Annotated in this window: 24 protein-coding genes; 19 read left to right on the top strand and 5 right to left on the bottom strand. The window is 44.5% G+C overall.

Going from position 1 to position 26133, the window contains the following annotated elements:
• Nucleotides 1-21: 21 nt before the first annotated feature.
• Complete coding sequence (locus QYF49_RS22510; RefSeq protein WP_290401837.1) at nt 22-450, bottom strand: HIT family protein; 429 nt, start codon at nt 448-450, stop codon at nt 22-24.
• Nucleotides 451-909: 459 nt separating this feature from the next.
• Here QYF49_RS22510 and QYF49_RS22505 point away from each other — a divergent pair, with 459 nt between their 5' ends.
• From QYF49_RS22505 to QYF49_RS22495, 3 genes are read left to right on the top strand one after another with little or no spacing between them, the layout of a single operon-like run.
• On the top strand, nt 910-1653 hold the full coding sequence (locus QYF49_RS22505; RefSeq protein WP_290401836.1) for an ABC transporter ATP-binding protein: 744 nt from the start codon (nt 910-912) through the stop codon (nt 1651-1653).
• On the top strand, nt 1650-2867 hold the full coding sequence (locus tag QYF49_RS22500) for an ABC transporter permease (RefSeq protein ID WP_290401835.1): 1218 nt from the start codon (nt 1650-1652) through the stop codon (nt 2865-2867). Before QYF49_RS22505 ends, QYF49_RS22500 begins: the two co-directional genes overlap by 4 nt.
• 43 nt (nt 2868-2910) lie before the next feature.
• Nucleotides 2911-3669: an EcsC family protein gene (locus tag QYF49_RS22495; RefSeq protein WP_290401834.1), complete on the top strand. Its 759-nt coding sequence runs from the start codon at nt 2911-2913 to the stop codon at nt 3667-3669.
• 66 nt (nt 3670-3735) lie between these two features.
• Here the strand turns inward: QYF49_RS22495 and QYF49_RS22490 are convergent, their stop codons facing one another.
• Nucleotides 3736-4167: a ferritin-like domain-containing protein gene (locus tag QYF49_RS22490; RefSeq protein WP_290401833.1), complete on the bottom strand. Its 432-nt coding sequence runs from the start codon at nt 4165-4167 to the stop codon at nt 3736-3738.
• Between the two features lie 147 nt (nt 4168-4314).
• Here QYF49_RS22490 and QYF49_RS22485 point away from each other — a divergent pair, with 147 nt between their 5' ends.
• The 3 genes from QYF49_RS22485 to QYF49_RS22475 all read left to right on the top strand — a co-directional run bounded on the left by QYF49_RS22485 (nt 4315) and on the right by QYF49_RS22475 (nt 5956).
• On the top strand, nt 4315-4839 hold the full coding sequence (locus QYF49_RS22485; protein WP_290401832.1) for a type 1 glutamine amidotransferase domain-containing protein: 525 nt from the start codon (nt 4315-4317) through the stop codon (nt 4837-4839).
• A 14-nt stretch (nt 4840-4853) separates the two neighbouring features.
• Nucleotides 4854-5192: a DUF3243 domain-containing protein gene (locus QYF49_RS22480; protein WP_290401831.1), complete on the top strand. Its 339-nt coding sequence runs from the start codon at nt 4854-4856 to the stop codon at nt 5190-5192.
• An 83-nt stretch (nt 5193-5275) separates the two neighbouring features.
• A complete protein-coding gene (locus tag QYF49_RS22475; protein ID WP_290401830.1) occupies nt 5276-5956 on the top strand; it encodes a phosphatase PAP2 family protein in 681 nt (226 codons plus the stop codon).
• Between the two features lie 3 nt (nt 5957-5959).
• On the opposite strand, the gene QYF49_RS22470 is transcribed toward QYF49_RS22475, so the two are convergent.
• Together QYF49_RS22470 and QYF49_RS22465 are read right to left on the bottom strand one after the other, a co-directional pair.
• Nucleotides 5960-6850, bottom strand: coding sequence for a diacylglycerol/lipid kinase family protein (locus QYF49_RS22470; protein ID WP_290401829.1), 891 nt, complete (start codon nt 6848-6850; stop codon nt 5960-5962).
• Between the two features lie 121 nt (nt 6851-6971).
• The gene (locus QYF49_RS22465; RefSeq protein ID WP_290401828.1) at nt 6972-7472 is read right to left on the bottom strand and encodes an antibiotic biosynthesis monooxygenase family protein; all 501 of its coding nucleotides are present in this window, start codon (nt 7470-7472) and stop codon (nt 6972-6974) included.
• A 228-nt stretch (nt 7473-7700) separates the two neighbouring features.
• Between QYF49_RS22465 and QYF49_RS22460 the strand changes: the two genes are divergently transcribed.
• The 7 genes from QYF49_RS22460 (at nt 7701) to QYF49_RS22430 (ending at nt 18096) form a co-directional block, all read left to right on the top strand.
• Nucleotides 7701-9836, top strand: a complete 2136-nt coding sequence (locus tag QYF49_RS22460) for a transglycosylase domain-containing protein (protein ID WP_425589624.1) — start codon at nt 7701-7703, stop codon at nt 9834-9836.
• 249 nt (nt 9837-10085) lie between these two features.
• On the top strand, nt 10086-11120 hold the full coding sequence (gene hemE, locus QYF49_RS22455) for a uroporphyrinogen decarboxylase (protein WP_425589623.1): 1035 nt from the start codon (nt 10086-10088) through the stop codon (nt 11118-11120).
• A gap of 5 nt (nt 11121-11125) precedes the next feature.
• A complete protein-coding gene (hemH, locus tag QYF49_RS22450; RefSeq protein WP_290401827.1) occupies nt 11126-12067 on the top strand; it encodes a ferrochelatase in 942 nt (313 codons plus the stop codon).
• 2 nt (nt 12068-12069) lie between these two features.
• The gene (gene hemY / locus QYF49_RS22445; RefSeq protein ID WP_290401826.1) at nt 12070-13488 is read left to right on the top strand and encodes a protoporphyrinogen oxidase; all 1419 of its coding nucleotides are present in this window, start codon (nt 12070-12072) and stop codon (nt 13486-13488) included.
• A 143-nt stretch (nt 13489-13631) separates the two neighbouring features.
• Nucleotides 13632-14885, top strand: a complete 1254-nt coding sequence (locus tag QYF49_RS22440; RefSeq protein WP_290401825.1) for an ATP-binding protein — start codon at nt 13632-13634, stop codon at nt 14883-14885.
• An 82-nt stretch (nt 14886-14967) separates the two neighbouring features.
• Nucleotides 14968-15537 carry a TetR/AcrR family transcriptional regulator gene (locus QYF49_RS22435; protein WP_290401824.1) on the top strand — a complete coding sequence of 190 codons (570 nt, stop codon included), beginning with the start codon at nt 14968-14970 and terminating at the stop codon, nt 15535-15537.
• Between the two features lie 165 nt (nt 15538-15702).
• Nucleotides 15703-18096, top strand: coding sequence for a YhgE/Pip domain-containing protein (locus QYF49_RS22430; protein WP_290401823.1), 2394 nt, complete (start codon nt 15703-15705; stop codon nt 18094-18096).
• Between the two features lie 367 nt (nt 18097-18463).
• Here the strand turns inward: QYF49_RS22430 and QYF49_RS22425 are convergent, their stop codons facing one another.
• Nucleotides 18464-19186: an amino acid ABC transporter ATP-binding protein gene (locus tag QYF49_RS22425; protein WP_290401822.1), complete on the bottom strand. Its 723-nt coding sequence runs from the start codon at nt 19184-19186 to the stop codon at nt 18464-18466.
• Between the two features lie 224 nt (nt 19187-19410).
• Here QYF49_RS22425 and QYF49_RS22420 point away from each other — a divergent pair, with 224 nt between their 5' ends.
• From QYF49_RS22420 to lplA, 6 genes are all read left to right on the top strand, one after another.
• Nucleotides 19411-20397 carry a LacI family DNA-binding transcriptional regulator gene (locus QYF49_RS22420; protein WP_290401821.1) on the top strand — a complete coding sequence of 329 codons (987 nt, stop codon included), beginning with the start codon at nt 19411-19413 and terminating at the stop codon, nt 20395-20397.
• 46 nt (nt 20398-20443) lie between these two features.
• Nucleotides 20444-21742, top strand: a complete 1299-nt coding sequence (locus QYF49_RS22415) for an ABC transporter substrate-binding protein (protein WP_290401820.1) — start codon at nt 20444-20446, stop codon at nt 21740-21742.
• 237 nt (nt 21743-21979) lie between these two features.
• A complete protein-coding gene (locus QYF49_RS22410) occupies nt 21980-23224 on the top strand; it encodes a carbohydrate ABC transporter permease (protein WP_290401936.1) in 1245 nt (414 codons plus the stop codon).
• 30 nt (nt 23225-23254) lie between these two features.
• Complete coding sequence (locus QYF49_RS22405; RefSeq protein WP_290401819.1) at nt 23255-24082, top strand: carbohydrate ABC transporter permease; 828 nt, start codon at nt 23255-23257, stop codon at nt 24080-24082.
• Nucleotides 24083-24197: 115 nt separating this feature from the next.
• A complete protein-coding gene (locus QYF49_RS22400) occupies nt 24198-24932 on the top strand; it encodes an MBL fold metallo-hydrolase (protein ID WP_290401818.1) in 735 nt (244 codons plus the stop codon).
• A gap of 117 nt (nt 24933-25049) precedes the next feature.
• On the top strand, nt 25050-26039 hold the full coding sequence (gene lplA, locus QYF49_RS22395) for a lipoate--protein ligase (RefSeq protein ID WP_290401817.1): 990 nt from the start codon (nt 25050-25052) through the stop codon (nt 26037-26039).
• Nucleotides 26040-26133 lie beyond the last annotated feature (94 nt).

Here is a 26133-nt window from a genome sequence, read left to right as displayed (position 1 = left end):
TTCAGGCAGTGATACGATGGTTTATGAAGAAAGACGGGAAGCAATTTTGGTGGAAATCTCGTTGAACTCTTCCTTTGAGTAATCATGAGTTTCCCAAACCGCACCAAAGCCGTCTCCTCTGCCATAGCGTGGAATGATATGTACGTGATAGTGAAATACGGATTGTCCCGCAGGTTCTCCATTATTATTCAATACGTTCAGCCCGATCGGATCGAAAGCTTCTTTCACTGCTGAAGCTATGGCAGGAACAGCTGAGAACAGCTTTGCCGCTTCTTCAGAAGGCAGGGCAAAGATATCTTTATAATGATTCTTTGGGATAACGAGAGTATGTCCTTTTGTCACTTGGCTGATATCAAGAAATGCCAGCACGTTTTCATCCTCATATACTTTGTAGCTCGGTATTTCACCTTTTAAGATTTTACAGAAAATACAGTTCTCGTCATGCTTCATTTTATCACCTCTGAAAATGTTTTTTCTCATTTTAGCATAAGTACAAAGAATATGTTATTGGAACATTTTGAAATTTGCACAAAGAAAGAGGACCCTACGTGTGTAGAGCCCTCTTCCTTATAGAGGTTAGAGAAGAAAGGAGAACCTGGAAACATACATTCCGATTTTTTGGCGAACACCTCATTCTTTTGGATTATAAGCTTAGGTAAGCAATAATCTTTCCAAGAGAATCATCTCCCTGAAATTGGTTGTTCAAATCGTTATATAGCACCTAAAATCTCCCTCGAAGAAGGGGGGATACCTTCTTCCTTCATAGGTTTGCCAAGTTTCAAAAAGTTTATCCGTAAAAAATTCCCTCGTTGGAAAAGGAAAATGATACATAGTATGATGAAGATAACATGAAGGCGATGATAGAAGACATAAAGAATAGAACAGAGGCTGGGAAAGAAGGGATCAAACATGAAAAAAATTCTTGAAGTCAGGGGGTTATCAGGTGGCTATTCACCTGACAGGCCTGTCCTGCACGATGTTTCTTTTAATGTGCACGCGAATGAGATCGTAGGCCTCATCGGATTGAACGGAGCAGGCAAAAGTACGACGATCAAACACGTATTGGGGCTGATGGAGCCGAGTAAGGGGACCTCCAGAATCAACGGGAAAACCTTTCAGGAAGAGCCGGAGGAGTACCGGGGACAATTATCATACATACCAGAAACACCTATTCTTTATGAGGAGCTCACTCTCTGGGAGCATCTAGAGATGACAGCTATGGCATATGGGCTGGAGGAACAGACATTTTTAGCTAGAGTAAGGCCGCTCCTCGCAGAATTTAATATGGAAAATAAAATTAAATGGTTTCCTGGACATTTTTCAAAAGGGATGCGGCAAAAGGTGATGATCTTATGCGCTTTTCTGGTGGAGCCTGAACTCTACATCGTTGACGAACCGTTTGTCGGTCTGGATCCGCTCGGTATTCATTCGTTCTTGGAACTGATGGAGAAATTCAAGCAGAATGGAGCCGGTATCCTGATGTCAACCCATATTTTGGCCACTGCCGAACGGCACTGTGACCGATTTATTATCCTGCATGAAGGTAAAATCGCTTTGAAGGGGACTTTAGAGGAACTGAAACATGAAATCGGAAATCCCGCAGCCACACTTGACGAGATCTATATATATGCCAGCAGAGGGAAGAGACCATGATGAATTTTACAAAGATATGGCAAAGAAGAAAAGACCAGTATTTTGCCATCGCTCTCCGTTACTTCCGCTTGATCGGAAACAGCGGATTCATGCTTTCGCTCTATATTCTGTTTGTCATGGGAAGCTTCTATTATGCCAGGATTCTTAAACAGCTTCCTGATAATTTTCCGGCATCCTGGCTGCTTATCGCTGTGTATGCGTACTTGCTGACAAAAAGCCCTGTACGAACCTTCCTGAAAAAGGGAGATCTCGTTTTTCTCCTGCCTGTTGAATCGAGGATGAAGGAATATTTCCGTCATTCCATACGGTATACAGCCGTTATTCAATCTTTTTCCATCGTTTTTTTCTTTTTGGCACTAGGGCCGCTGTTTTCAAGGTTTATCACAGACAACCCCATCGAGATGCTGCTGACTTTGGCTCTGCTGCTGACAGCAAAAGTGTGGAACATCAAAACCTCATGGGAGGAGCAGCGTCTTCCTTTTGACCAAACCCGAAGAAATTATATGGTGATCCGTTTGGCTGTAAATGCTGTGTTCCTGTTTCTTCTTTTTCAAAAGGCATATGTGTTCATCCTGGCAATTCTTGCGATCATGTATGTTCTTTCCCACTTTTTTTTCGGATTTATTAAAAAAATGCACGGCTACAAGTGGGAGCATTTACTTGAAATTGAAAACGGCTTGATGATGAAGCTCTATCGGATTGCCAATCTGTTTACGGATGTTCCACAGCTATCACAAAAGGTAAAACCGAGAAAGTGGCTTACCGCGTTTTCTAAAGTGCCTTATAAACAGAGGCATACGTTTGAAGGCTTGTACCGAAAGACGTTCTTTCGTTCCAACGATTATTTTGGAATCTATATCAGACTCGTTATCATCGGTGGTCTGTTTCTTTTCTGGTTTCCTTCCGGCTGGTGGCATCCTATACTTATCCTGCTGTTTTTGCATGCCACAGGCGTGCAGCTGCTGCCGCTTTATAGACATCATAGGGGCAACGTCTGGTTTGAACTATATCCCGTGAAACACGAATGGCGTTTTGAGGCGTTTCAAAAATGGCTTCGTTTCCTATTATTGATTCAGGCCTTCCTTTATGTCGCTTTTTTGTTTCTCATAGGTGGAACTTGGATGATCGGCGGGCTATCTGCAGGGTCCGCACTCCTTTTTGTCTGGCTGTTTACCGCTTACTATACTAAAAAACAGATTATGCGAGTAATGTAGTAGTAAACAAGCTTGCAACCGCGGGAGGATTGAGGGGAAGAAGATGAGCAAGTATGAAAGACAGGTGTTGGCTGAACTGAGTCATTGGGAAGCAGAAATCAACAAAAATCCATCTTTGTGGGATCGATCGGCCAAGAAGCTGCAAAATCGAATCAATGATCTTCTGCCAGAAAAAGTGCATCAGATGATTACAAAGAGCATTAAAGGAATGGTGCACGGCACCCTGATCGGTTCTGAATATATCTCGAAAAAGCAGCCTCCAGCTCCTCTTTCCTTAAAGGAGAGCGATCAGGCTGCAGATGCATTAATTACCGCTTATCGTCGGACAGCTGCTGTTGAAGGGGCAGGGACCGGCGCGGCCGGTTTTTTGCTTGGCCTCGCGGATTTTCCGATATTACTCGGGATTAAAATGAAGTTTTTGTTTGATACGGCTGGCGTCTATGGCTACGATGTGAAAGATTACCGGGAACGATTGTATATTTTGTATATTTTTCAGCTTACCTACTCAAGCCCATTTAAAAGGAAAGAACTCTTTGAGAAAATTGCAAATTGGGACCGTACGATTACAGATTTCCCCACGGAGCAGCAGTATTTGCAGAACATCGATTGGCAATCTCTGCAGCAGGACTACAGAGACCATATCGACCTGGTAAAAATGCTGCAGATGGTTCCCGGTTTTGGTGCGCTGGTGGGAGCTTTTGCAAACTTCCGTTTTTTGGACGAACTAGGAAAGACTGCGAAGAACTGTTTTCGTTTAAGGACGCTCAATCAATTAAAACAAAAAGGCTGGCTGAATGAGTAACGAAAAAACTGCTCCTGAAACCAAACGGTTTTAAGGGGCAGTTTTTTTATTTCGATGTATTCACTATTAAAAACGGTTGTCCTTTAACAGGCGATCCATTTCTTCTTTATGTGTGGTTTCATCGGCAATCATGTCTTCAAGCTTCACAACCAGTTCGGTCATGTTGAGCTTTGATGCCTGATCTTTTCGTTCTTCATAACGGCGGATGGTATCGATCTCCGCATTTCTTGCTTCTTCAAGCATTTGACGCACATCATTTACTGGCTTCACTTCTTTTGGAGTGGTTGTAGGTGTTCCGCCAAGTGTACTGATCTTTTCTGCAAGGTAAAGGGCATGGCCTTGTTCATCACCGATTTCTGATTCAAAAAACGGTTTTAGCACTTGCCGAAAGATTCCTGATACGGTCGCTGCATTGTGATTGTACATAATAATGGCGGAGTATTCGTTGGCTAAGTCTTCATTGAGTCCATCAATTAGTGCCTGTAAATCTTTTTCCATCTTTACATTACCTCCCATGATTCATTCTCGGATATTCTTCCCCGTTTAAATGGAGGATAAACTATAAAAAAGGGGTTTACTAAAGTTGGCAAAAGGAAATGTTAAGGGATGTAGACAGATGAAAATGCGAAGGAGCGTGAATATTGAATGGCGAAAATTGCAACTGTGATGACCAATTTATTTGAAGATGTTGAATATACAGACCCAGCCAAAGCTTTGAAGGAAGCCGGTCACGAAGTGGTAGTGATCAGCTCAGAAAAAGGCAAAAAAATCGAAGGCAAACAAAAAGAAGCAACCGTTACTGCAGATGCAGGAATAGGGGATGTGAGCCCATCTGATTTTGATGCCCTCTTCATTCCGGGAGGCTTTTCCCCTGACCAGCTAAGGGATGATGAGCGTTTCGTCAGTTTCGCAAAAAACTTTGCAGATAACGGAAAACCAATCTTTGCGATCTGCCACGGCCCGCAGCTGTTAATTACAGCAGGCGTATTGAAGGACAGAAAAGTTACAGGCTATAACTCCATAAAAGTGGACTTGATCAATGCTGGAGCAAATTTTGTAGACGAGGAAGTCGCCGTATGCGGAGGAAATCTAGTAACCAGCCGTCAGCCTGATGATATACCGGCATTCAACCGAGAATCACTTGCCATTCTTTCAAAATTAAATCAATAAAGGAGTCGAAAGCTATGGGCAATGAAGAAAAGCATATCCTGCATAAAGATGAATCAGTCAATCTAAACAAAGTAGATGACACCGTTGACCGAATTCCTGAAGGCCGGAAAGATGAAATCTTACGAAACTTTTCTGAGTTTAAATCGTATCTTCATACAAGGGTAGCCCTTGGTGAGAAGCTTGGCCTTGACGAAGAAACTCTTGCTAAAGCTGCCCAAAGAGTGGCGGATCATCTGGCGGAGACAGAAGAGCCTCGCAATGCTGAAGAAAATCTTTTGAAAGAGCTGTGGAAGGTTGGCGATGAAAATCAAAGGCATCAGCTGGCACACATGCTGATAAAGCTTGTACAATAGGCGCAGAAAAAGCTGCTTTGCTAACTTAAGCAGCTTTTTTCTATGGTTGATTCAATAACTGATGAAGCAAGAGGTGTTAAATCATGATCCAAAAATGGATGAAAAAAATTTCATTTCCCATCGTGCCGGCAGTGCTGCTTTTGATTGGATTCATTCTGGCGGCCACTGCTATTTATATTTTCGCTTCCCTTTCTGAGGAACTTATCGAGAAGGAGCCCTTTACTTTTGACCCGGTGATTATTCATGCCGTAAGATCCTTTTCATCTCCAGGCCTGGACCGTGTCATGCTGTTTTTTACAGAGATCGGCTCTACGCTTGCACTTGGAATTCTGGTGGTTGCAGGCATGCTCTGGCTGGGATTTAAGAGGCAGAACCTATGGGGGATGGTATTTTTCCTGCTCACTGTCGGCGGGGGAGGCATATTGAATCTGCTGCTGAAGAACGCTTTTCAACGAAAAAGGCCAAACGCAGATCCGCTGGTGGAAGCACTGGGCTTCAGTTTTCCAAGCGGACATGCAATGGGCAGTATGGTGTATTACGGATTTCTAGGCTATTTGGTGGTAAGAAGTAAAAGAAAGCCTCTGCGAAAGGCCTTCTGGACTCTATTATTTGCTGTAGCTATCATTGGGATCGGCATTAGCCGTATTTATCTCGGTGTTCATTATCCATCTGATATCATTGCAGGTTATTCAGCAGGAATGGTATGGCTTCTTCTTTGCATAGCAGCCCTGGAGGCCGTTTATTTTTATAAACGGCCCAGATGATCCTCATGATGGAAAATTGCCGACAATAACAGACAGATACTTTTCCAGGTTAACCATTTCAGCGGGGGTATGAGCGTGCCGTTCACCATCACAGTCAATCAATTGACCAGGAGATGCTTTAACCTTAAGTCGGCCCGTTTTATAGTAGTGAATCTCTTCACTGGAAGGAATCTGTTTCAGCAGCTTGGATTGGAGGGCATCCCAAATTAAACGCAGGGATGGTTCTTTCACGATTAAAATATCGAATTTGCCGTCCTGAATGTCGGTATCCGGAAAAAAGGCCCTAACGCCTCCTGTAAATGGACCGTTTCCAACGATGAGCATAGCTGCATCTCCCTGATACGTAAAGTCGGGGCTCTCAATTTCAAGGTTAAACGATTCATAATCTTTGAGTGTCTGGGCCGCTGAAAGGTAGTAGGAGAGCCGGCCGAAACGATCCTTAACCTGGCTGTCTATATTGGTGGAAACTTGTGTGATGAGACCGACACCCCAAAAGTTCAGAAAGTAATCAGCATTGCAATGTCCAACGTCAAGCTGTTCGACCTTATGCTCCAATATCTGTTCCACAGCTTTAAAGGGATCCTGATCCATGCCGATCGCCCTTGAAAAATCATTGCATGTTCCTCCGGGAAGAATGGCAAACAACGGTCGTTTCTTCAAGGGGCAAAGCGCATTAACGAGTTCATAGACCGTTCCGTCTCCGCCGGCTCCGATTACGAGATCGACTTCCCCAGCGATCTTGGTCAGGAATTCTCCGCCATCTCCGACTTCTTTCGTTTCATAAACGATAACTTTACTATATTTTTCTTCAAGCCTTTTAACTACTTCATGTATGTTTTCAACCAGCTTCTTATTTCCGGCATTCGGATTTACGATAATGGCTGCTTTATTCATATCCGCCGCCTCCTTAACTTGTTACTATACATACTTCGAACTATGTTTCGATGTCATCCGGAATAAGCCTGCAGAGCAGAGATCAGTCTGCAGGCTTCTTTAGCGATGGATGAATGTCACATTACGATTTAGATACCACGTTATATTCTTTTACAAACGATGGGCCGGAAAAAAGAGTCTGGGGCAGTCCCTGTCCGGTACCTCTGTTCTTATGCGTCTCAGCATAAGCATCAGACTGCTGCCAGCTCGTAAAGTCACTTTGTGATTTCCAAAGGGTCATCACGATATAAGGATGGTTTTCTTCTGGACGAAGGACCCGGATGGCAGCAAAGCCAGGTTCCTGTTCGACAAGCCCAGCCCGCTGCTTAAAACGTTCTTCGAAAAGCGATCTTCCCTCATCGGTCACTTGTATGTGGTTCAAAACAGCAAAGGACCCGTCCTTCAGTTCTCCTCTTGAGTTTAAAATCTCATAGGCATGGCCTTCTTTGAAGGGGTTATTTCCATCAAGCTCTGCGATCAGTACGGCATCCCCGCTGCTTTCCAGCAGAACCGAATGATCGAGAGCGGCTTCTGGAAGATTTTCTAAATAGTGCTGTGTTCCATACGAGATATATAGCTTCATGTAAACTGCTCCTTATCTTCTTTAATGATTTGAACGGTTTTCATCTCTAATTCATGATTTACCCAAGGCAAGCAAATAATAAACGAAAGCACCACGGAAAGCGGCATAGTTAACGATGTCTTTCTAGCGTCTGCAATACAAAAGAGTTTATCCTTGTTTTAGCGGATTCTGTAATAATATAGTAAAATAAGCAATCAAGTATGGCAGTGTTTGAAAAGAGGTACAGACGTGTTTAAAAACGGAATGCTTGGCATTGGTTTATTAATTGGAATATTAGTAGCGGGGTTTATGGGCTATTTGTTTATACTTATGGCCGGCGATTATGTTGTCGATGATAAGGATCTTGTAATGAGCTCTGCCTCTACACTTGTCGATCTGAAGGGCAATACCATTACGAGGATTTATTCAGAAAACAGGGAGCTGGTCTCAGCAGATGAGATTCCAGATGAAGTCAAGGATGCTTTTGTAGCGGTGGAGGACACCCGATTTTATGAGCATCACGGACTGGATTTTCGCTCGATCGCCCGTGCCGTTTATCGTGATATCGCGGCAGGCCATAAAGTTGAGGGCGGAAGCACGATCACTCAGCAGCTGGCTAAGAACGTTTTTTTGTCTCATGAGAAATCATTGTTAAGGAAAACGAAGGAAGCCGTAATCGCGATTAACCTTGAACGAAGGTACAGCAAGGACAAAATTCTGGAGATGTATTTGAATCAGATCTATTTTGGCCATGGCGCCTACGGGATACAGGCAGCGTCTAAATTTTATTTCAATAAGGACGTCAGCGATCTGACGGTTGAAGAAGGAGCCATGCTGGCGGGGATGCCCAAGGCACCGAGCTATTATTCTCCCATTGAACATAAAGAGGCTAGTAAGAAAAGAAGAGACCTTGTTTTGGATCTGATGGGGAAGCATCATTTTATTTCGGCCGAACAAGCCGTAAGGGCGAAGGGCAAGACGATCGCTCTCAATATCCATAAGGAAGAGCGTAATCCGGCACTTACTACTTATATTGATATGGTGCTCCATGAAGCGAAGCAGAAATATCATCTTTCCAGGGAGGAGATGCGAAAAGGCGGGTACAAAGTCGTCGTTCCTCTGAAAGAAAGTACACAAGAGGCGATGTATCAGACCTTTTTAAAACCCGATTATTTCGTAGGAACAGGGAAGGAGCGTCCTGAAGGAGCCATGGTGCTCATGGATGCTGATACAGGCGGTATTATCGCTGCGCAGGGAGGAAGAGGTTATCTGACCGAGGGCCTGAACAGGGTATATGTTAACCGTCAGCCTGGCTCATCGTTTAAACCTCTTGCGGTTTATGGGCCTGCACTGGAATCGAAAGCCTATAAACCTTATTCCATGCTGAAAGATGAACAGCTGAGCTACAACGGGTATGAACCGAAAAACTATGACGGGCGTTATAGGGGAAGGGTCTCCATGGCAGAAGCGATCCGTGATTCCATCAATGCCCCCGCCGTATGGCTGCTCAATGAAATGGGAATTGATGATTCAAAAGCTTCATTGAAAAAGCTCGGTATGGATATTCCTGATAAAGGGCTCGGAATTGCGCTCGGCGGCCTGGACCATGGTGTTACCCCTTATCAAATGATGTCAGCTTACCGCTCATTTGCACGGGAAGGCAAGACGATCAAGCCGTATGTCATCGCTAAAATCTATGACCGAAACGGTGAGCTTGTCGGTAAAGCGAGCCATAAAGAAAAGAAGGTGTTTAAGAAACAAACAGCGTGGTACATGACCCGTATGCTCCAGGTAGTCGTGGAAAAAGGCACGGGAAGATATGGTTCAGTAAATACAGAGCTGGCGGGGAAGACAGGTACTACTAACTATGAGGGCGTGGCGCATGCCAACAAGGATGCATGGTTTGTCGGTTATACCCCGAAAGTCGTGGGTGCCGCATGGATCGGATATGATAAAACCACAAACGAAAGCTACCTCAATACATCCAGCGAGAAAGCCACCAGGCTTTTTAAAGATGTGATCAATCAGATGCCTTCACAGCGCGGATTGACCTTCAAGAAGCCGAAAGGAGTCAAAGAGCTGGAGCCGCCAGTCGACCTCGTCAAGATCAAGGATCTGAAGGCGGACTTTGCATTGGGATCCTTTGGGGTTCCAGGAATTAAACTCACATGGACGCCATCAAATGATGAACGGCTGCAGTACAAGATCTATTCTGTCAAAGAAGGAAAGGCGACGCACATTGATACCGTTACAGGCAGAGGAAGCTACAACGTATCTCCAAAGTACTTGTTCAGCATGCCGAAGTTTTATGTCGTCCCTCTGAATCCACAGACCGATCAGGAAGGCGAGCCATCCAACACCGTTTCCATGGAGTGGTTCAGATAACAAAGGGGGTGCCTGGCACCGCCTTTCTGGTGCGTGGCACCTTGTTTGCATCCTGTGCCTTGTCAAATTCATGACATTTAAAATCCGATGCTATACATTTATTGTGAATTCTTTTACAATGTTTAATGGATATGGAGCGAACGGGTTTCTGGAGTTTAAATTTAAGGAATTCATAAGTAGGTCGGGACACAAAGTATAGGAAGAATCGTGGTTCGGGCTTTTGCTTCAAAGCAGAAAGGTGTGTTGATCATGACAGTTAATGAGGAGTTTTTAAAAGCCTGCCGAAAAGAGAACAACAGTTTTGTACCGGTTTGGTATATGCGCCAAGCAGGGCGTTCACAGCCGGAGTATCGAAAACTGAAGGAAAAATATTCGCTTTTTGACATAACTCACCGCCCGGAGCTTTGTGCTCAGGTTACGAAACTTCCTGTGGATCAGCATGGAGTAGATGCTGCGATTCTCTATAAGGATATTATGTCCCCGGTTCCCGCCTTGGGCGTAAACGTTGAGATCAAGTCAGGTGTAGGGCCTGTTATTGATGTTCCTGTGCGCACGATGGCTGATGTCGAAAAACTCGGGACGATTCAACCGGAAAAGGATGTTCCTTATGTTCTGGATACAATCAAACTGCTTCGCGAGCAGCTGGAAGTACCGCTCATTACCTTTGCGGGTGCGCCGTTTACGATCGCCAGCTACATGATAGAAGGTGGTCCCTCAAGAGATTACCACTACACAAAAGCATTGATGCACTCTGACCCTGAAGCGTGGTTCCTGCTGATGGACAAGCTTGGTGATATGACCATTGCCTATGCCAAGGCCCAAATAGCTGCAGGTGCTCAGGCGTTTCAGATTTTTGATTCCTGGGTGGGTGCACTGAATGCTGAAGACTTCAGTACGTATATCAAGCCAGTCATGAACCGGATTTTTTCTGCGCTTCGCGGCGAAGGGGTTCCGCTTATACTATATGGAACGGGAGCCCGTCATCTTCTTCTCGAATGGAATGATCTGCCGATCGATGTCATCGGTCTTGATTGGAGGACATCTCCAAGAGAAGCAAGACAGATGGGGATCACGAAATCGCTGCAGGGTAACTTGGATCCATCCATTCTATTGGCCCCATGGAAGGTTATTGAAGAGAAAGCGAAGCGGATCCTTGACGAGGGAATGGAAGAGCCAGGGTTCATTTTTAATGTGGGAAAAGGGATATTTCCACAGGTACAAGTCGAGACCCTTAAGCGTTTAACAGCATTTATACATGATTATTCTTCTAAAAAACTGGGGTGACCATTTTGGGAAAACGAAAAGTAGGACTGCTTGTCATGGCTTACGGAACTCCGGGAAGCCTTGATGAAGTAGAGCCGTATTATACACATATCAGACACGGAAGAAAGCCTTCGGAAGAGCAGCTGCAGGATTTAACACACCGTTATGAAATGATCGGCGGGATCTCTCCTCTAGCGAAGATTACCGAAGAACAGGCATTAAGGCTAGAAGAGATGATGAACAGCCGTCATGAAGACATTGAGTTTAAAAGTTATTTAGGGTTAAAACATATTGACCCATATATTGAAGATGCCGTTAAACAAATGAAGGAAGATGGGATTACGGAAGCAGTATCCGTTGTTCTTGCACCTCATTATTCTACGTTCAGTGTAAAATCTTACAACTCCAGAGCGGCTGAGGAAGCGGAAAATCTTGGAGGCATTCAAATTACCTCTATTGATCAATGGTATGACAATCCCAAATTTATTAATTATTGGGTGAATGAACTCAATAAGATAATGGATGGGATCCCATCCGGAGAAAAGGAAAAGACTGTCGTGATTTTCTCGGCACACAGCCTGCCCGAACGAATTTTGCAGATGGGAGATCCTTATCCGGATCAGCTGAAGGAAACGGCAGATCTTATTGCTTCCAAAGCCGATATCCCTCACTATACGATCGGCTGGCAAAGCGCAGGTAATACGCCCGAACCTTGGATCGGGCCAGATGTGCAGGATTTAACAAGAGATTTGTATAAAGAGCACGGCTATACGTCCTACGTGTATTGCCCGGTTGGATTTATCGCAGACCACTTGGAAGTGCTGTTTGATAATGACTATGAGTGCAAGGTAGTAACGGAAGAACTTGGCGTAAACTATTATCGTCCAGCCATGCCGAATGCGAAAGACACATTTATCGATGCACTTGCTGATGTTGTTTCAGAAGCCTTAACTCAAAAAGGAAAGTGATAATGATGCCTCAACGGAAGCATGTTGTAATCATCGGCGGTGGGATAACAGGATTGACCGCCGCTTTTTACTTGCATAAAGAAGCGAAGGAAAAGAACCTTCCGATCACCTATACGCTCATTGAAGCATCCGATCGTCTTGGGGGGAAGATAAAAACCATTCATCGGGATGGTTTTGTGATTGAACGCGGACCGGATTCTTATTTAGGGCGAAAGCAGAGCCTGACGAAGCTAATTGAAGAAGCCGGCCTCGCAGGTCAGCTCGTTTCAAACGAAACAGGTCAGGCGTACGTCATGTCTGGAGGCAAACTGCATCCGATCCCTGAAGGTGCAGTAATGGGGGTTCCGACTAAGGTAGGTCCGTTCATTAAAACCAAATTATTTTCCAAAGCAGGAAAAGCAAGAGCCGCAATGGACCTTGTACTGCCTCGCCGTGATGGAGCAGATCAGGATATCTCTGTCGGCCATTTTTTTCGCAGAAGGCTCGGCGACCAGGTTGTTGAAAACTTGATCGAGCCCTTGCTGTCTGGAATTTATGCGGGGGACATCGACCGGCTTAGCCTGCAATCCACGTTCCCGCAGTTTCAGGATGTGGAAAGAAAATCAAGAAGCTTGATCCTCGGTATGAAGCAGAACATCCCTAAGCCTGAACGGCCGGGGACATACGGCAAAAAGAAACAAGGGCAGTTCTTAACCCTTTCCTCCGGCCTCGAATCCCTTGTTGAAAGACTTGAGGAGCTACTGGAGGAGAAGAGCATCTGGAAAAACAAAAAGGTCTCAGGCATCCATAGAGAAGATACTGGCAGATACCGGGTTGAACTGGAAGATGGCACGAATACACATGGCGATTCGGTGATATTGGCTTCTCCTTATTCAGTAGCCAAGCAGCTGCTGCCTGAAACCGTAAGAGTGGAAGAGTTTCATTCCACGCCATCTACTTCAGTCGCTACGATCGCTATGGCTTTTCCAGCGTCCGCCCTAAAAAATGATATTAATGGCACCGGTTTTGTCATTTCGAGACAAGAACCTACCACCATCACCGCCTGCACGTGGACACACCGTAAATGGCCGCATACAACACCTGGAGGAAAGGTATTGCTCCGCTGTTATGTCGGCAGGGCGAACAATCAGGATATCGTTTTTGAGTCGGATGAAACGATTTTAAAAGCTGTGATGAATGATTTGAATAAAATCATGGATATTACCACTGAACCTGAATTTTATTATGTTTCCCGCTGGATTCAATCCATGCCTCAATATGAGGTTAACCACAAACAACGGTGGCAAAAACTGCAGGACAACCTTTCAGCCTATTATCCGGGTGTTTATGCGGCTGGTGCTTCCTATGAAGGGGTAGGACTTCCGGATTGTGCTGCTTCAGCTCAAAAGGCAGTTAACCATATCATTGAAAGCATGCGATAGGCCCATGGAACCTATCGCTCTTTTTTATGCTCAAGAGCTCCAGCGTCGGTCACCCCTAAACGGCCGTTTCAGCTTTTAAAAATATAGGAATAATGTAGTTATACTTGTTTTTTGCAGGGACCTGCTGAAAGGACTTAATAGTGATGAAACACTTTTTACAGCCGCTTTTTGTGAATATAGCTGTTATCTATTCTTTAACCTATATTGGCAATACAATCGCTCCTTTCTTAATGAATCGGAAGATGACGCTAAAGGCGAAGCTTCTGTATGGCGGGATTGCAGGTGTGTGTGCTTTGCTCTGTATGGCGTATCCGATTGAAACGCTCAGGGACTCTTTTTTTGACCTGAGAAATGTTCCGATTGTGGTGGTGACACTTTACGCAGGATGGCTGCCTGGGGCGATTTGCACAATAGTCGTTTCCGTTGCCAGGCTTTTGCTCGGCGGCCAGTTTGCAGTTATTGGCGTTGTGCTTGCTTTAGTTGCGTATATCATCGGAGCGGCATACAAAGGTTTTTTTAGCGGAGATAAGAAAAAATGGAGAGCGGCGATCGTTCTGGGAGCCGTATACACGATCATTTATATGATGATCATTCATTATGAGATGGACTTTCTTCCAGGAGATTTTTATTTGGTTTATTTCATCTGCTTTCATGTTTCCTTCTTTTCTACCATTTTGCTGATCGAGAGGCTGGCCGCGATCAATATGAGACTGGAAGAAACCGCGTACCTCGACAAACTTTCTGTCGTCGGGCAGATGGCGGCAGCGATTGCGCACGAGGTGAGGAACCCGCTGACTACCGTACGGGGGCTTATTCAGTTTTTGGCGAAAGATACGGAAGATAAGAAGCTGGAAGAGTTTGCACCTCTTATCCTGGATGAACTAGACCGTACCAATAAAATCATCACCGATTATTTAACCTTGGTGAAGCCTGGCAAGCCCAATCTAAAGAATTTAAATCTGAATGTGTTGATCCATGATACTCTCTCTTTGCTGAGGCCGTACGGATACCTGCATAATACAGCCATCCTGTTTAAAGAAACAGGTGAGAATGAACAAATTGTTGCCGATGAGCAGCATGTAAAACAATGCCTGATCAACATAATTAAAAATGCGATTGAATCTACGGAAGGCAAAGAAGGCTTGATTACCATCTATAAACATTCGATTTCCAAAGATTCTATCACCCTTGCGATTGAGGACAATGGAAAAGGGATGTCTGAGCAAGAACTTCAGCAGATCGGGCTTCCTTTTTATACGACGAAGACTAAAGGCACAGGTTTGGGTACAATGATTATTAGCAGGCTCATCCGGGACATTGGAGGGAGTGTGCGGTATGAGAGCCGACCGGAGAAAGGGACGAAGGCTTTGCTGTCCTTGCCTCTAAAATCTTCCTAACGGTCTTGTGTGAATGGCAATAACATGGTAAAGTTTGAAATTGACCAGATATTAAAATTGGTCAATGAAAGGAAATGAGTCCATGATTGATCGAAAACAAAATATTATTGAAGCTGCAGCGAAATCATTTTCGCTGTTTGGATATAAAGCCACCACTATGGATCAAGTAGCTAAGATTGCCAACGTGGGTAAAGGGACGATCTATACTTTTTTTGAAAATAAAGAAGAACTGTTCAAAGAGATTGTAGCTGATCTTGTCAAGCAGATCCGGCATGTAGCCAATGATGCCATTAAGGAAGACCATGCGTTTCACCAGAACCTCCATTTCGCCTTGTATGGTGTGCTGGACTTCAGAAAGTCCCACCAGCTGGCAATCAAGATTGCACAGGAAGGAAAGGAGCTGAACACACCTGCTGTAAAGGAAGCAAGTGACATGCTTGAGAAAGCCGTCCTTACCTTTATTAAGCAAGAGTTGGGGAAGGCGATCGATAAAGGTGAGATTAAGAATTGCAATACAGAAATTACTTCTTATGTCATGCTGAAGATGTATGTTTCTCTCGTTTTTGACTGGGAGCAGGAACATGAGCCCCTCAGCAAGGAAGAAATTGCTGATATTTTTGAAAAAATGCTGATCACAGGGCTTAAGAAGTAACAGTTGTAAAGCTCCGCCATTCATGGTATTTTTGTAAATGACTAAATTTTAATTTTAGTCATTTTTCATGTGATCTCTCTGTAGATCTCTCTTTTTTTTAATTAAAATGACCAATTGACTAAAATAGTCATATCGTATGAATAGATAGGAATGGGTGATATGCAAATGATAAGGAAACAATTTGGGGCGGTTCTCCGAAATCCAAAAGCACTGATACCGATTGCAGCGATACTGTTTATTCCAATCCTGTACAGCGGCATCTACTTATGGGCTTTCTGGGATCCATACTCACATACAGATAAACTGCCTGTTGCTGTAGTAAACGAGGATAGGGGAGCGAAGCTTGAAGGAGAAAGGCTGCAGATCGGTGATGATTTAGTAAAAGAACTGAAGGATAATCAAGACTTCGATTGGAAGTTTGTCAATACGGCTAAAGCTGAAAAAGGTTTAAAGAACAATCAATATTATGCAGTGATCGAGGTTCCGGAAAACTTTTCAGAAAAAGCAAAGACTGCAATGGATCCTCATCCAGAAAAGCTTCAGTTAAAATACAAAATAAATTCTGGATACAACTATCTCGCCTCCCAAATCGGCAAGAAGGGGGTAGAACAGCTTGAACATAAGCTCTCAAATGAAATTTCTAAAACGTATACCGGTCTCATTTTCGATAAAATTGGTGAGATGGGTGTTGGATATAAAAAAGCATCAGATGGTGCAGGTAAATTAGCCGAAGGTTCATCCAAGGCTTCTGGCGGTTCGCACGATCTTGTTAAAGGCACTGAAACATTCTCAAACAAAACAAAAGATCTTCACAGCGGATTAGGCCGGCTGGCAGGAGGATCATCAAAGCTGTCTGAAGGCTTGAAGCAATCAGGAGATGGAGCGGGTCAACTCTATACTGGAATGAAAGAAAAATCTCCAGAAATCGACCAGCTCAGCAATGGGGCAAACAGCCTTGAAAAGGGCCTGAACAGTCTCTCCGGCGGACTGGATCAGCTTGATCAAAAGGGAAGCGGGATTATATCCGGACAACAACAGCTGTCTAAAGGTGTTTATGATTTGAAAAAGGGAGCGGCCGACGCCTATTCAGGATCAGCTGTACTCCAAAATAAAGGAAAAGATCTGGAGCACGGTGCAAATGACCTTAAGGATGGAGCGTCCCGCTTGTCTGCAGGGATGACATCTTTAAAAGACGGTGCTGACGAAACGGCAGCTGGAGCAAAAACTCTGAACGAAGGACTTGCTGCTCTTAAAGCTGAAATGGAGCAAAATCCTGAACTGCCAAAAGCGGTCATTCTTGCAAAAATTGCAGCCCTAGAAAAAGGAAGCAAGCAAGTAAGCGGCGGGACTCAAGAAGTAGCCGATGGAGCAGCCCCTATAAAAGCCGGTGCTGATGATCTCTCTTCTGGAGCCGACAAATTATCAGCAGGGCAAGAAATGTTTCAAAAGGGTGTAGAGGTACTGCATGCGGGACAGAAAAAACTGGTGGATGGCACGGATCAGCTGGCTTCCGGATCGCAAAAGCTGCTTGATGGAACCAAAATGTTCATGTCCAAGATGGGTGAAGCCAAATCTGGAGCTGATCAATTAGCTGACGGTTCTGCCAAATTGTCGGCAGGTACTGCAGGCTTGTCTCAGGGCTGGTCAGGGCTTGTCGATAATGTCGGCAAACTCAGCGAAGGCCAGACGAAACTCGCAAAAGGGAGCCTAGACCTTACGAATGGGCTGCAAAGTGCAAGAGAGGGCTCAGGCAAGCTGAGTGATGGAGCCCGCCAGCTGAACGAAGGGGCAGGTAAACTGGCTTCCGGTGTGGATTCTCTTAAATCCGGCAATGAGAAATTGGCTGGAGAATTGAACAGTGCCGCAGATCAGGCACAAAAAGCAAAAGCAACGGATGATGAAGTAAATATGATTTCCAATCCAGTAAACACATTGAATGCCAGCACGGTTAAGGATATGACTTACGGAACAGGGCTTGCGCCATACTTTTTATCTCTTGGATTGTTTGTTGGTGCACTCATGCTGACCATCGTGTTTCCGCTGGTGGAACCCGCGGTGAAACCGAACAATGCATTCAGCTGGTTCTTCAGTAAATATGCTTTTATGGCGGTAACGGGGATCTTTCAGGCTCTTATTGCTGACCTGATTCTGCTTAAAGGACTTGACCTTGAAGTTCAGAGCACGGGCAGATTTGTTCTATTCAGCATTATTATCAGTCTCGCCTTTATGGCTATTATTCAGTTCCTTGTCACAACCATGGGGAACCCCGGCCGTTATATTGTTATTCTCATGCTTATTTTCCAATTAACTTCGAGCGGAGGAACATTCCCGACAGAGATGATCCCGTCTTCCCTGCAAAAAGTGCACTTCTTTATGCCGATGTCTTATTCTATCGCAGGGCTGCGAGCTGTTATAACAACAGGAGATTACAGCCTTATGTGGAAGAACGCTATCGTGCTTGGGTACTTTATGGTTCCGATGCTCGCAGCATCACTGCTGTTTTTCACGGTTAAAATGAAGAAGTTCAGAAATGATGAACCTAGTGCGGGTGCTATTTAACATTAAGGCGAACTTGCAGGAAAATCAGCGAAAAAGACATGTCAGAAATGAACGCAAAAGCAGGCATTATAAGAAAGAACATAGAGACGTTGCAAGGGATTTCCTTAAAGACAGAAGGTTGATCAAATAAAAGCGCCATAAAAAAAGCCTGGCATCGCCAGGCTTTTTTTCTATGGAGTAATGTCCAGCTTCAGCGCCCAAGGCTGAAAACGAACTTCAGTTTTCAGCATAGGCCCTCGATAGATTGAAAAATAAGATCCTCTTTTCATCATTAGTCGCCTTCACTCTTACTTCACAACACAAAAAGCGTGTTGCAGTGTAAAAGCTGCGGCGCTTGTCGGGCCTCAGCGTGGCGCTTGCGCTTTTCTTATAAAACTTTGCTTAAAAACGATTTTGTCCGCTCATGCTTAGGATTTCCGAATAATTCGGATGGAATGTTCTCTTCGACGATATATCCGCCGTCCATGAAGATCACACGGTCGCCGACCTCGCGGGCAAAGCCCATTTCATGGGTAACTACGACCATCGTCATTCCTTCCTTCGCGAGCTGTTTCATAACTTCAAGAACTTCTCCCACCATTTCGGGATCCAGTGCTGAAGTGGGTTCGTCAAACAGCATGACTTTAGGATCCATAGCCAGTGCGCGGGCAATGGCTACACGCTGCTTTTGTCCGCCGGATAATTGTCCGGGATAGCTGTCTGCTTTGTCTTTCAAGCCAACTTTGGATAGAAGGGCGAGCGCTTTTTCTTTAGCTTTGGCAGGTTCCATTCCCCTTACTTTAATCGGTCCAAGTGTGACGTTCTCCAAAACCGATTTATGAGGGAAGAGGTTGAACTGCTGAAACACCATGCCGACATCCTGGCGCACGACGTTAATGTTCACTTTCGGATCTACAAGATTGTAGCCGTTAACGATCACTTCTCCGCCTGTAATATCCTCAAGTTTATTTAAACAGCGGAGAAACGTGCTTTTCCCTGAACCTGACGGGCCGATCACACAGACCACTTCCCGTTCCTTGATTTCAGAGTTGATATCTTTTAATACTTCTAAATCCCCAAAGGATTTTTTTAAGTTTCGTACTTTAATCATTGAGAATACGTTCCCCCTATTCACACAATCTCTTTATCGTTTTCCTGATGTTAACTCGATTATACCTTTTGAAAGGAGAGAATGCGATGAATAAATGTTTTATTTAAAACTATAATAAAAATTTTTAGAAAACTTATTGACCGTATGGGAAGTTTAACCTATACTCAATCTATGAAACCGATTTCATGATTTCGATTTCATAGTGAGAAATGAAGGAGAACGCAATGGCAACTATTCAAGATGTAGCAAAGCTTGCCGGGTTATCGAGAACGACAGTCTCCAGAGTAATCAATCAGCATCCGTATGTTACGGATGAAAAGAAAAGACTCGTTATGAACGCGATGGAAGAATTAAATTATGTACCGAATTCTTCTGCCCGACGGTTAAGAAAACAGCAGACTGAAACCATTGCCGTTTATGTCCCAAGGATTACAAATCCCTTCTTCAGCCAAATGGTTGAGGTCATGGGAAACTATGCAGCCGAAAAAGGATACCAGCTGATTCTTTGCCAAACGAGCTATAGCCGAAACCAGGAGATCAATTATCTTGAGCTGTTGAAAACAAAGCAAGTAGACGGGCTGATCCTCACATCCATCGAGAACGAATGGAGTGACATTGAACCGTACATGAACTTTGGGCCGATAATGCTTTGTAATGAGTACAATGATGAAGCCAAGGTCCCGACCGTCTATTTAAACCAAATTGAAGGCGGTTACATAGGGACTCGCCACCTCATCGAGCAGGGCCATACAAAAATCGGCTACTGCTCAGGAGACAACACAGAATCTCGTGTAGCTTCTGACCGGTACAAAGGTTATAAAAAAGCATTGGCTGAGGCAGGCCTTCCACTCAACGAGAAGTGGTTCCTGACAAGCGCGTACAGCATTGAAGATGGCAAACGGATTTTCAAGGAAATAGCCAGCATGAAGGATCCGCCCACTGCAGTATTTACCGGCAGTGATGAAGTAGCAGCAGGGATCTGGAAGGAAGCGGTCAATCATCAATGGCGGGTGCCGGATGATTTGGCCATCATAGGTTTCGATGACCAGCCAGTTGCAGAATTAATCGGTTTGACGACGATTGAACAGCCGATCGAGGAAATCGCAAAGCGGGCAATGGAACAAATGATTGAAACCATAGAAAAGAAACTGCCAAGCAAAAGAAAAGAAATTCAGCTTGATTTTAAATTGGTTAAACGGCGGTCTACCTGAATTTAAATCAGCGGCCCGCAAATTATATTAAAGGGGGATAACCTTGATGAACATCAAAAAGATCTCAAAGGTCATTACAACATCTCTTGCTCTTTCACTCGTTTTGTCTGCATGCAGTGACAACAAAGCAAGCACAGACGAAAAGGCAAAGGATTCCGGCAGCAAAGGGAAAAAAGTCGAGTTGATTTATGCCCGCGGTAAAGACGATACACATGCTACACAAAAGATGGTAGCAGCGTTCGAGAAGAAGTATCCGAACATCGATGTTAAATTCCGTGAGATGCCTGCTGACACAGGAAAACAGCATAATGCGTATGTAACAGCATTCAACGCGAAATCGGATGAGATCGACGTTTTCGATATGGATGTTGTATGGCCGGCAGAGTTTGCACAGGCGGGCTACGTTATGCCTCTGGACCGTTTCATCCAAAAAGACGGTGTAAAACTGGACGAGTATAACGAAGGTGCATTAAGCGCTTCGAAGTTTAAAGGAAAACAATGGGCGCTTCCAAAGTTCATTGATGCCGGTATGCTTTTCTATCGTACTGACCTTGTAAAATCACCGCCTAAAACGTGGGATGATCTTTTAAAACAGGCGAAAGCAGATAAAGGGAAAGGCGGCACCAAGTTCGGATACTTGATGCAGGCGAAGCAATATGAAGGGCTTGTCTGTAATGCGGTTGAATTTATCGCTTCTTATGGCGGAGAGATCATCAATGAAAAGGGAGAAGTTGTAGTTGATTCTCCCGAAGCTGTAAAAGGAATCAAGAAGCTCGTGGAGGTTGCCTCTTCAGATGTGGTTCCGAAGAACGTAACAACATTTGCTGAGCCTGAATCACATACCGCATTCATTAACGGTCAATCTGCTTTCATCCGTAACTGGCCGTATCAATTTGCTCTTGCTAATGATAAATCACAATCCAAAATCGTAGGTAAAGTAGGCGTGGCACCACTTCCAGCCGGTGATAAAGGGCCTGCTGCTGCACTTGGCGGATGGCAAGCGGGAATCAACAAGAACACCGATGTACCGAAAGAAGCTTGGTTGTTCCTGAAATTCATGGCGGGTGAAGAAGGACAGAAGATTGATGCAATCAACGGCGGACATGCTCCAACGATCAACAAATTGTTCGAAGACCCAGAGGTTCAAAAAGCAAACCCTTACTTTAAAGAAGAAGGATTTGTCAACGCCCTTAAATCAGCGGTTTCCCGTCCTGTAGCGCCGAACTACACAGAGATCTCTGATATCATTCAAATCCAGGTGTCTAAAGCAATCGCTAAAGAGATCACACCAGAACAAGCAGCGAAAAACATGCAAAAAGAAATTTCTGCAAAGCTTGATAAGTAATAGCTTGAACGATTAAATGCATAAGCCTTCATTTAAATGGGGGCTTATGCAAAATTATTAATGGTATCGATTCCAGAATGAGATGGATGGGCTGTATGCTTCGCCAGTCCATCGATGGCATTCGTAATGTAAGGAGTGGAAAAAGTGGAAGTTAAACTAAATCCAAAAAAACAGCCGAAACCGGTAAAGCCCTCTTCTGGCAACAAACGAAAAGCATCTGAAAGCAGATTGGGCTATATGCTTGTTGCTCCATCCTTGATATTAATTCTCCTTATTGCAGTCTGGCCTGTACTTCAATCTTTTTATTACAGCATGTTCGATCTCAGGCTAAATAATCCAACGAAATCGGAAGTAAACTTGAGCTATCATATTGATCTAGAGAAGTATTTGAACAGCTACCCATTTCTGATCACTACACTCGAAGACGAGGCAGGGAAAGCCGCGGGTTCGGCGGCAGACACGCTGAACGGTTTGGTTAAGGAACTGAAGGATGTAGATGCTGGCATACAGAGTGATGCCGCCGTTAAGAAACAATATGATCAAGTTGATGATAAACTGACCAACATGGAGCCGGTAAGTGATGAACTAAGCTCGGTAAAGGTTGATAAAGCCGATGCGATGAAGCTTGATGAGACGCTTCATAAGGTTTCCGCAAAAGTTAAGGCGCTTAAGGGACTTGAAAATGAAGAGGATGCTCTCGGACTGTCTTCTTCCCTGAACGAAGCGGTAATCAAGCCTAACTTTATCGGATTGGACCATTACAAAAGCAATCTGACGGACAAGAGGATGTGGATGGCGATCTGGAACACGAGCGCGTTTACCATCATCTCCGTATTTATCGAACTGGTAATTGGACTTGCGATTGCTCTATTAATCAATAAAGCTTTCTTTGGAAGAGGCTTGGTCAGGGCGACGATCCTCATTCCATGGGCGATTCCAACCGCCGTTTCCGCGAAGATGTGGCAGTTCCTCTACGATGGACAGAACGGGGTTGTTGCAAAGATTTTTGAAAAAGTGGGCCTCGTTGACAATGCGACCGATCTGCTGACAAGCAATATTGGAGCCATGTTCTCTATTATTTTTACAGATGTCTGGAAAACGACTCCTTATATGGCTTTATTGCTTCTAGCAGGCCTGCAGACGATTTCGTCTTCACTCTATGAGGCCGCCTCGATCGACGGAGCGACCAAATGGAAACAGTTCACGACCATTACACTGCCTTTGTTAAAATCCAGTATTCTGGTAGCGCTGCTGTTCCGTACACTTGATGCTTTCCGGGTATTTGACCTCGTCTATGTATTGACAGGGGGAGGGCCTGCCAACTCAACAGAAACGATATCAATTCTGGCGTACAAAAGGATGTTCGAACAGACCAATTTTGGGGATGGTTCAGCACTCTCAGTCATCGTCTTTGTCTGTGTTGCCGTCATTTCCATGATTTTCATCAAGTTTCTTGGCCGTGACCTGTTAAACGACAAGTAGGACAGTTACTGTAAAAAGGAGTGAGAATTCGTGAATAAAAAAGCAGGACCGTTGTTTTATATCTTTCTTGCCATCTTTGTATTTGCCGTAATGTTCCCGTTTTTATGGATGCTCGTAAGTTCGATCAAGCCGATTACAGAGCTGTTTGGGGATAAGGCGTTTACACCATTTACAAGCCATCCCACATTTGAAAACTATGTATCGGTATTCACTAACTATCCGTTTCTTAAATACTTATGGAACAGCTTCGTTGTTTCGGGTATTACAACCTTATATACCGTTTTAATCGCGTCATTTACTGCCTATGCCATCGCACGGCTGCAGTTTAAAGGGAAAACGGTAATTCTCGGGCTGGTGCTTTCGGTATCCATGTTCCCGCAGATCGCTACCATCTCACCGATCTATATTCTATTGAAAAATATCGGGTTGACCAACAGCTACTTGGGACTGATCATTCCTTACACAACGGTTACGCTTCCGCTGTCCATCTGGATTCTGGTCACATTCTTCCGCAAGATCCCGTTTGATCTGGAAGAAGCAGCAAAGATGGACGGAGCAAGCTTGATGCAGACGTATTGGAAAGTCATCCTGCCGCTGGCTGTGCCAGGAATCTTTACGACAGCAATTCTCGTATTTATTGCGGCATGGAATGAATTCCTGTTCGCTTTAACGATTAACACCGATGATAAATTGAAAACCGTTCCGGTCGGTATTGCGATGTTTGAAGGACAGTTCACCGTGCCTTGGGGCGACATCACAGCAGCAACGGTTATTGTGACGATTCCGCTCGTGATCATGGTTCTGCTGTTCCAGCGAAGGATTGTTTCGGGTCTTACATCCGGAGCCGTAAAAGAATAGTAGATAAGCTTTTCGTTTTTAGGTGCCAGGCACCCGTTTTTGACAGATGTCAAAAAGCGGTGCCTGGCACCTTTTAAGGTTATACTAGAACAAAACAGACAAGGAAGTGAATCAAGTGAAGCTAACGGTAATTGGGTTTTGGGGCGGTTATCCGGGAAAGGGAGAAGCCACTTCGGGTTATCTTCTCCAGCATGGGGGTTTTAATCTGCTGATCGACTGCGGGAGCGGTGTTTTGTCCGGCTTGCAGAATTATATAGGGGTTGAGGAATTGGATGCTGTAATCCTGTCTCACTATCACCATGATCATGTGGCCGATATCGGTGTTCTGCAGTATGGCCGTCTCGTTCAGTCCTTTTTACAAAAGGGTGTGTCAACACTGCCCGTTTATGGTCACACAGAGGACCAAAAAGGGTTTCAGAGTTTAACCTATCGCTCCGCAACGTCGGGTAAAGCCTATTTTCCGGAACAGCTGCTGCAGATTGGTCCGTTTCACATCTCCTTTATGGCGACAAAGCACCCTGCGCCATGTTATGCGATGAGAATCACAGATGGAAGCAAAACCTTCGTCTATACAGCAGATTCTGCTTATCTTTCTGACTTTGTTCACTTCAGTAAAGATGCAGATCTGCTCATTTCAGAATGCAATTTTTACAGCGATCAGGATGGAAGCGGACCGGGGCATATGAACTCTCATGATGCGGCAAACATTGCAGCCCAAGCGGAAATTCCTCATCTCCTGCTCACACATCTGCCGCATTTCGGCGAGCATAGACAGCTCATCGGGCAAGCGGCAGAAAGGTACTCGGGTAAAGTGGAAACCGCGCGTACCGGATGGACGTGGGGAGAGTAACTATTTTCCATTATTTGTTATGTGTTGAGAAGACTGGCAGCTTGCTATTCTTCTAAAAGAGTTGTATAACGAAAAAGGAGAAATTATTTCTAACAGAGCAGTGAAGGAGAATAAGCGATGCTGTTTATTGATAACCGTAATATTACGGATCCAAGGATAAACCTTGCCATTGAGGAATACGCTTTAAAAAACCTGGATATTAACGAAACGTATCTTTTATTTTATATTAATGAGCCTTCCATCATCATTGGGAAGAACCAGAACACAGTAGAAGAGATCAATGCCGATTATGTGCGTGAGCACGGCATCCATGTCGTCCGCCGTCTTTCCGGTGGGGGAGCGGTATATCATGATACCGGCAACTTGAACTTCAGTTTTATTACGAAAGATGACGGCAATTCTTTTCATGATTTTAAAAGGTTTACGGACCCTGTCATCAAGGCGCTCAACAAGCTTGGTGTCCATGCGGAGCTTAGCGGAAGGAACGATATTCTCGTCGATGGGAAGAAGATTTCAGGAAATGCGATGTTTACGACCAGAGGCAGAATGTTTAGCCATGGTACACTGATGTTTGATTCTGAAATTGAAAATGTTGTGTCTGCACTTAATGTAAAATTGGACAAGATTCAATCAAAAGGCATCAAATCGATTCGCAGCCGGGTTACCAACATTAAAGAGCATATGAATAAAGAGATGACGATGGAGGAATTCAAGCAGATCCTTCTTTCCTATTTGTTCGAAGAATTTGAGGAAATCCCGCGCTATGAACTGACCGAGGCAGACTGGGAACAAATCAATAAGATATCTGAAGAAAGGTACCGCAATTGGGATTGGAACTATGGCAACTCTCCAAAATCCAATGTGGAGCTGTCCAACCGTTTTGCTGGAGGATCAGTGGATGTAAAGCTTCAGATCGAAAAAGGCATCATTCGCGAATGTAAAATTTACGGTGATTTCTTTGGGGTAGGCGATGTAAGTGACATTGAACAACGGCTCATAGGGACCCGCTATGACAGAGGAGAGCTCGAAAAAGCGCTGGAGGACGCAGACATGCGTCATTATTTCGGAAATGTAACGAGAGAAGAATTTTTGGACTTGCTCTATTGAATAAATTGCTGTGCGAGTCAGCTTAAAGACAGCTTTGGCATAAGCCACAGCTGTCTTTTTTTTGCCCATGCTCCATTTGACAGAAAAGTTGTAA

Source organism: Fictibacillus terranigra (assembly GCF_030412265.1).
GTDB lineage: Bacteria > Bacillota > Bacilli > Bacillales > Fictibacillaceae > Fictibacillus_C > Fictibacillus_C terrinigri.
This window is presented reverse-complemented; position numbering and strand designations above follow the sequence as displayed.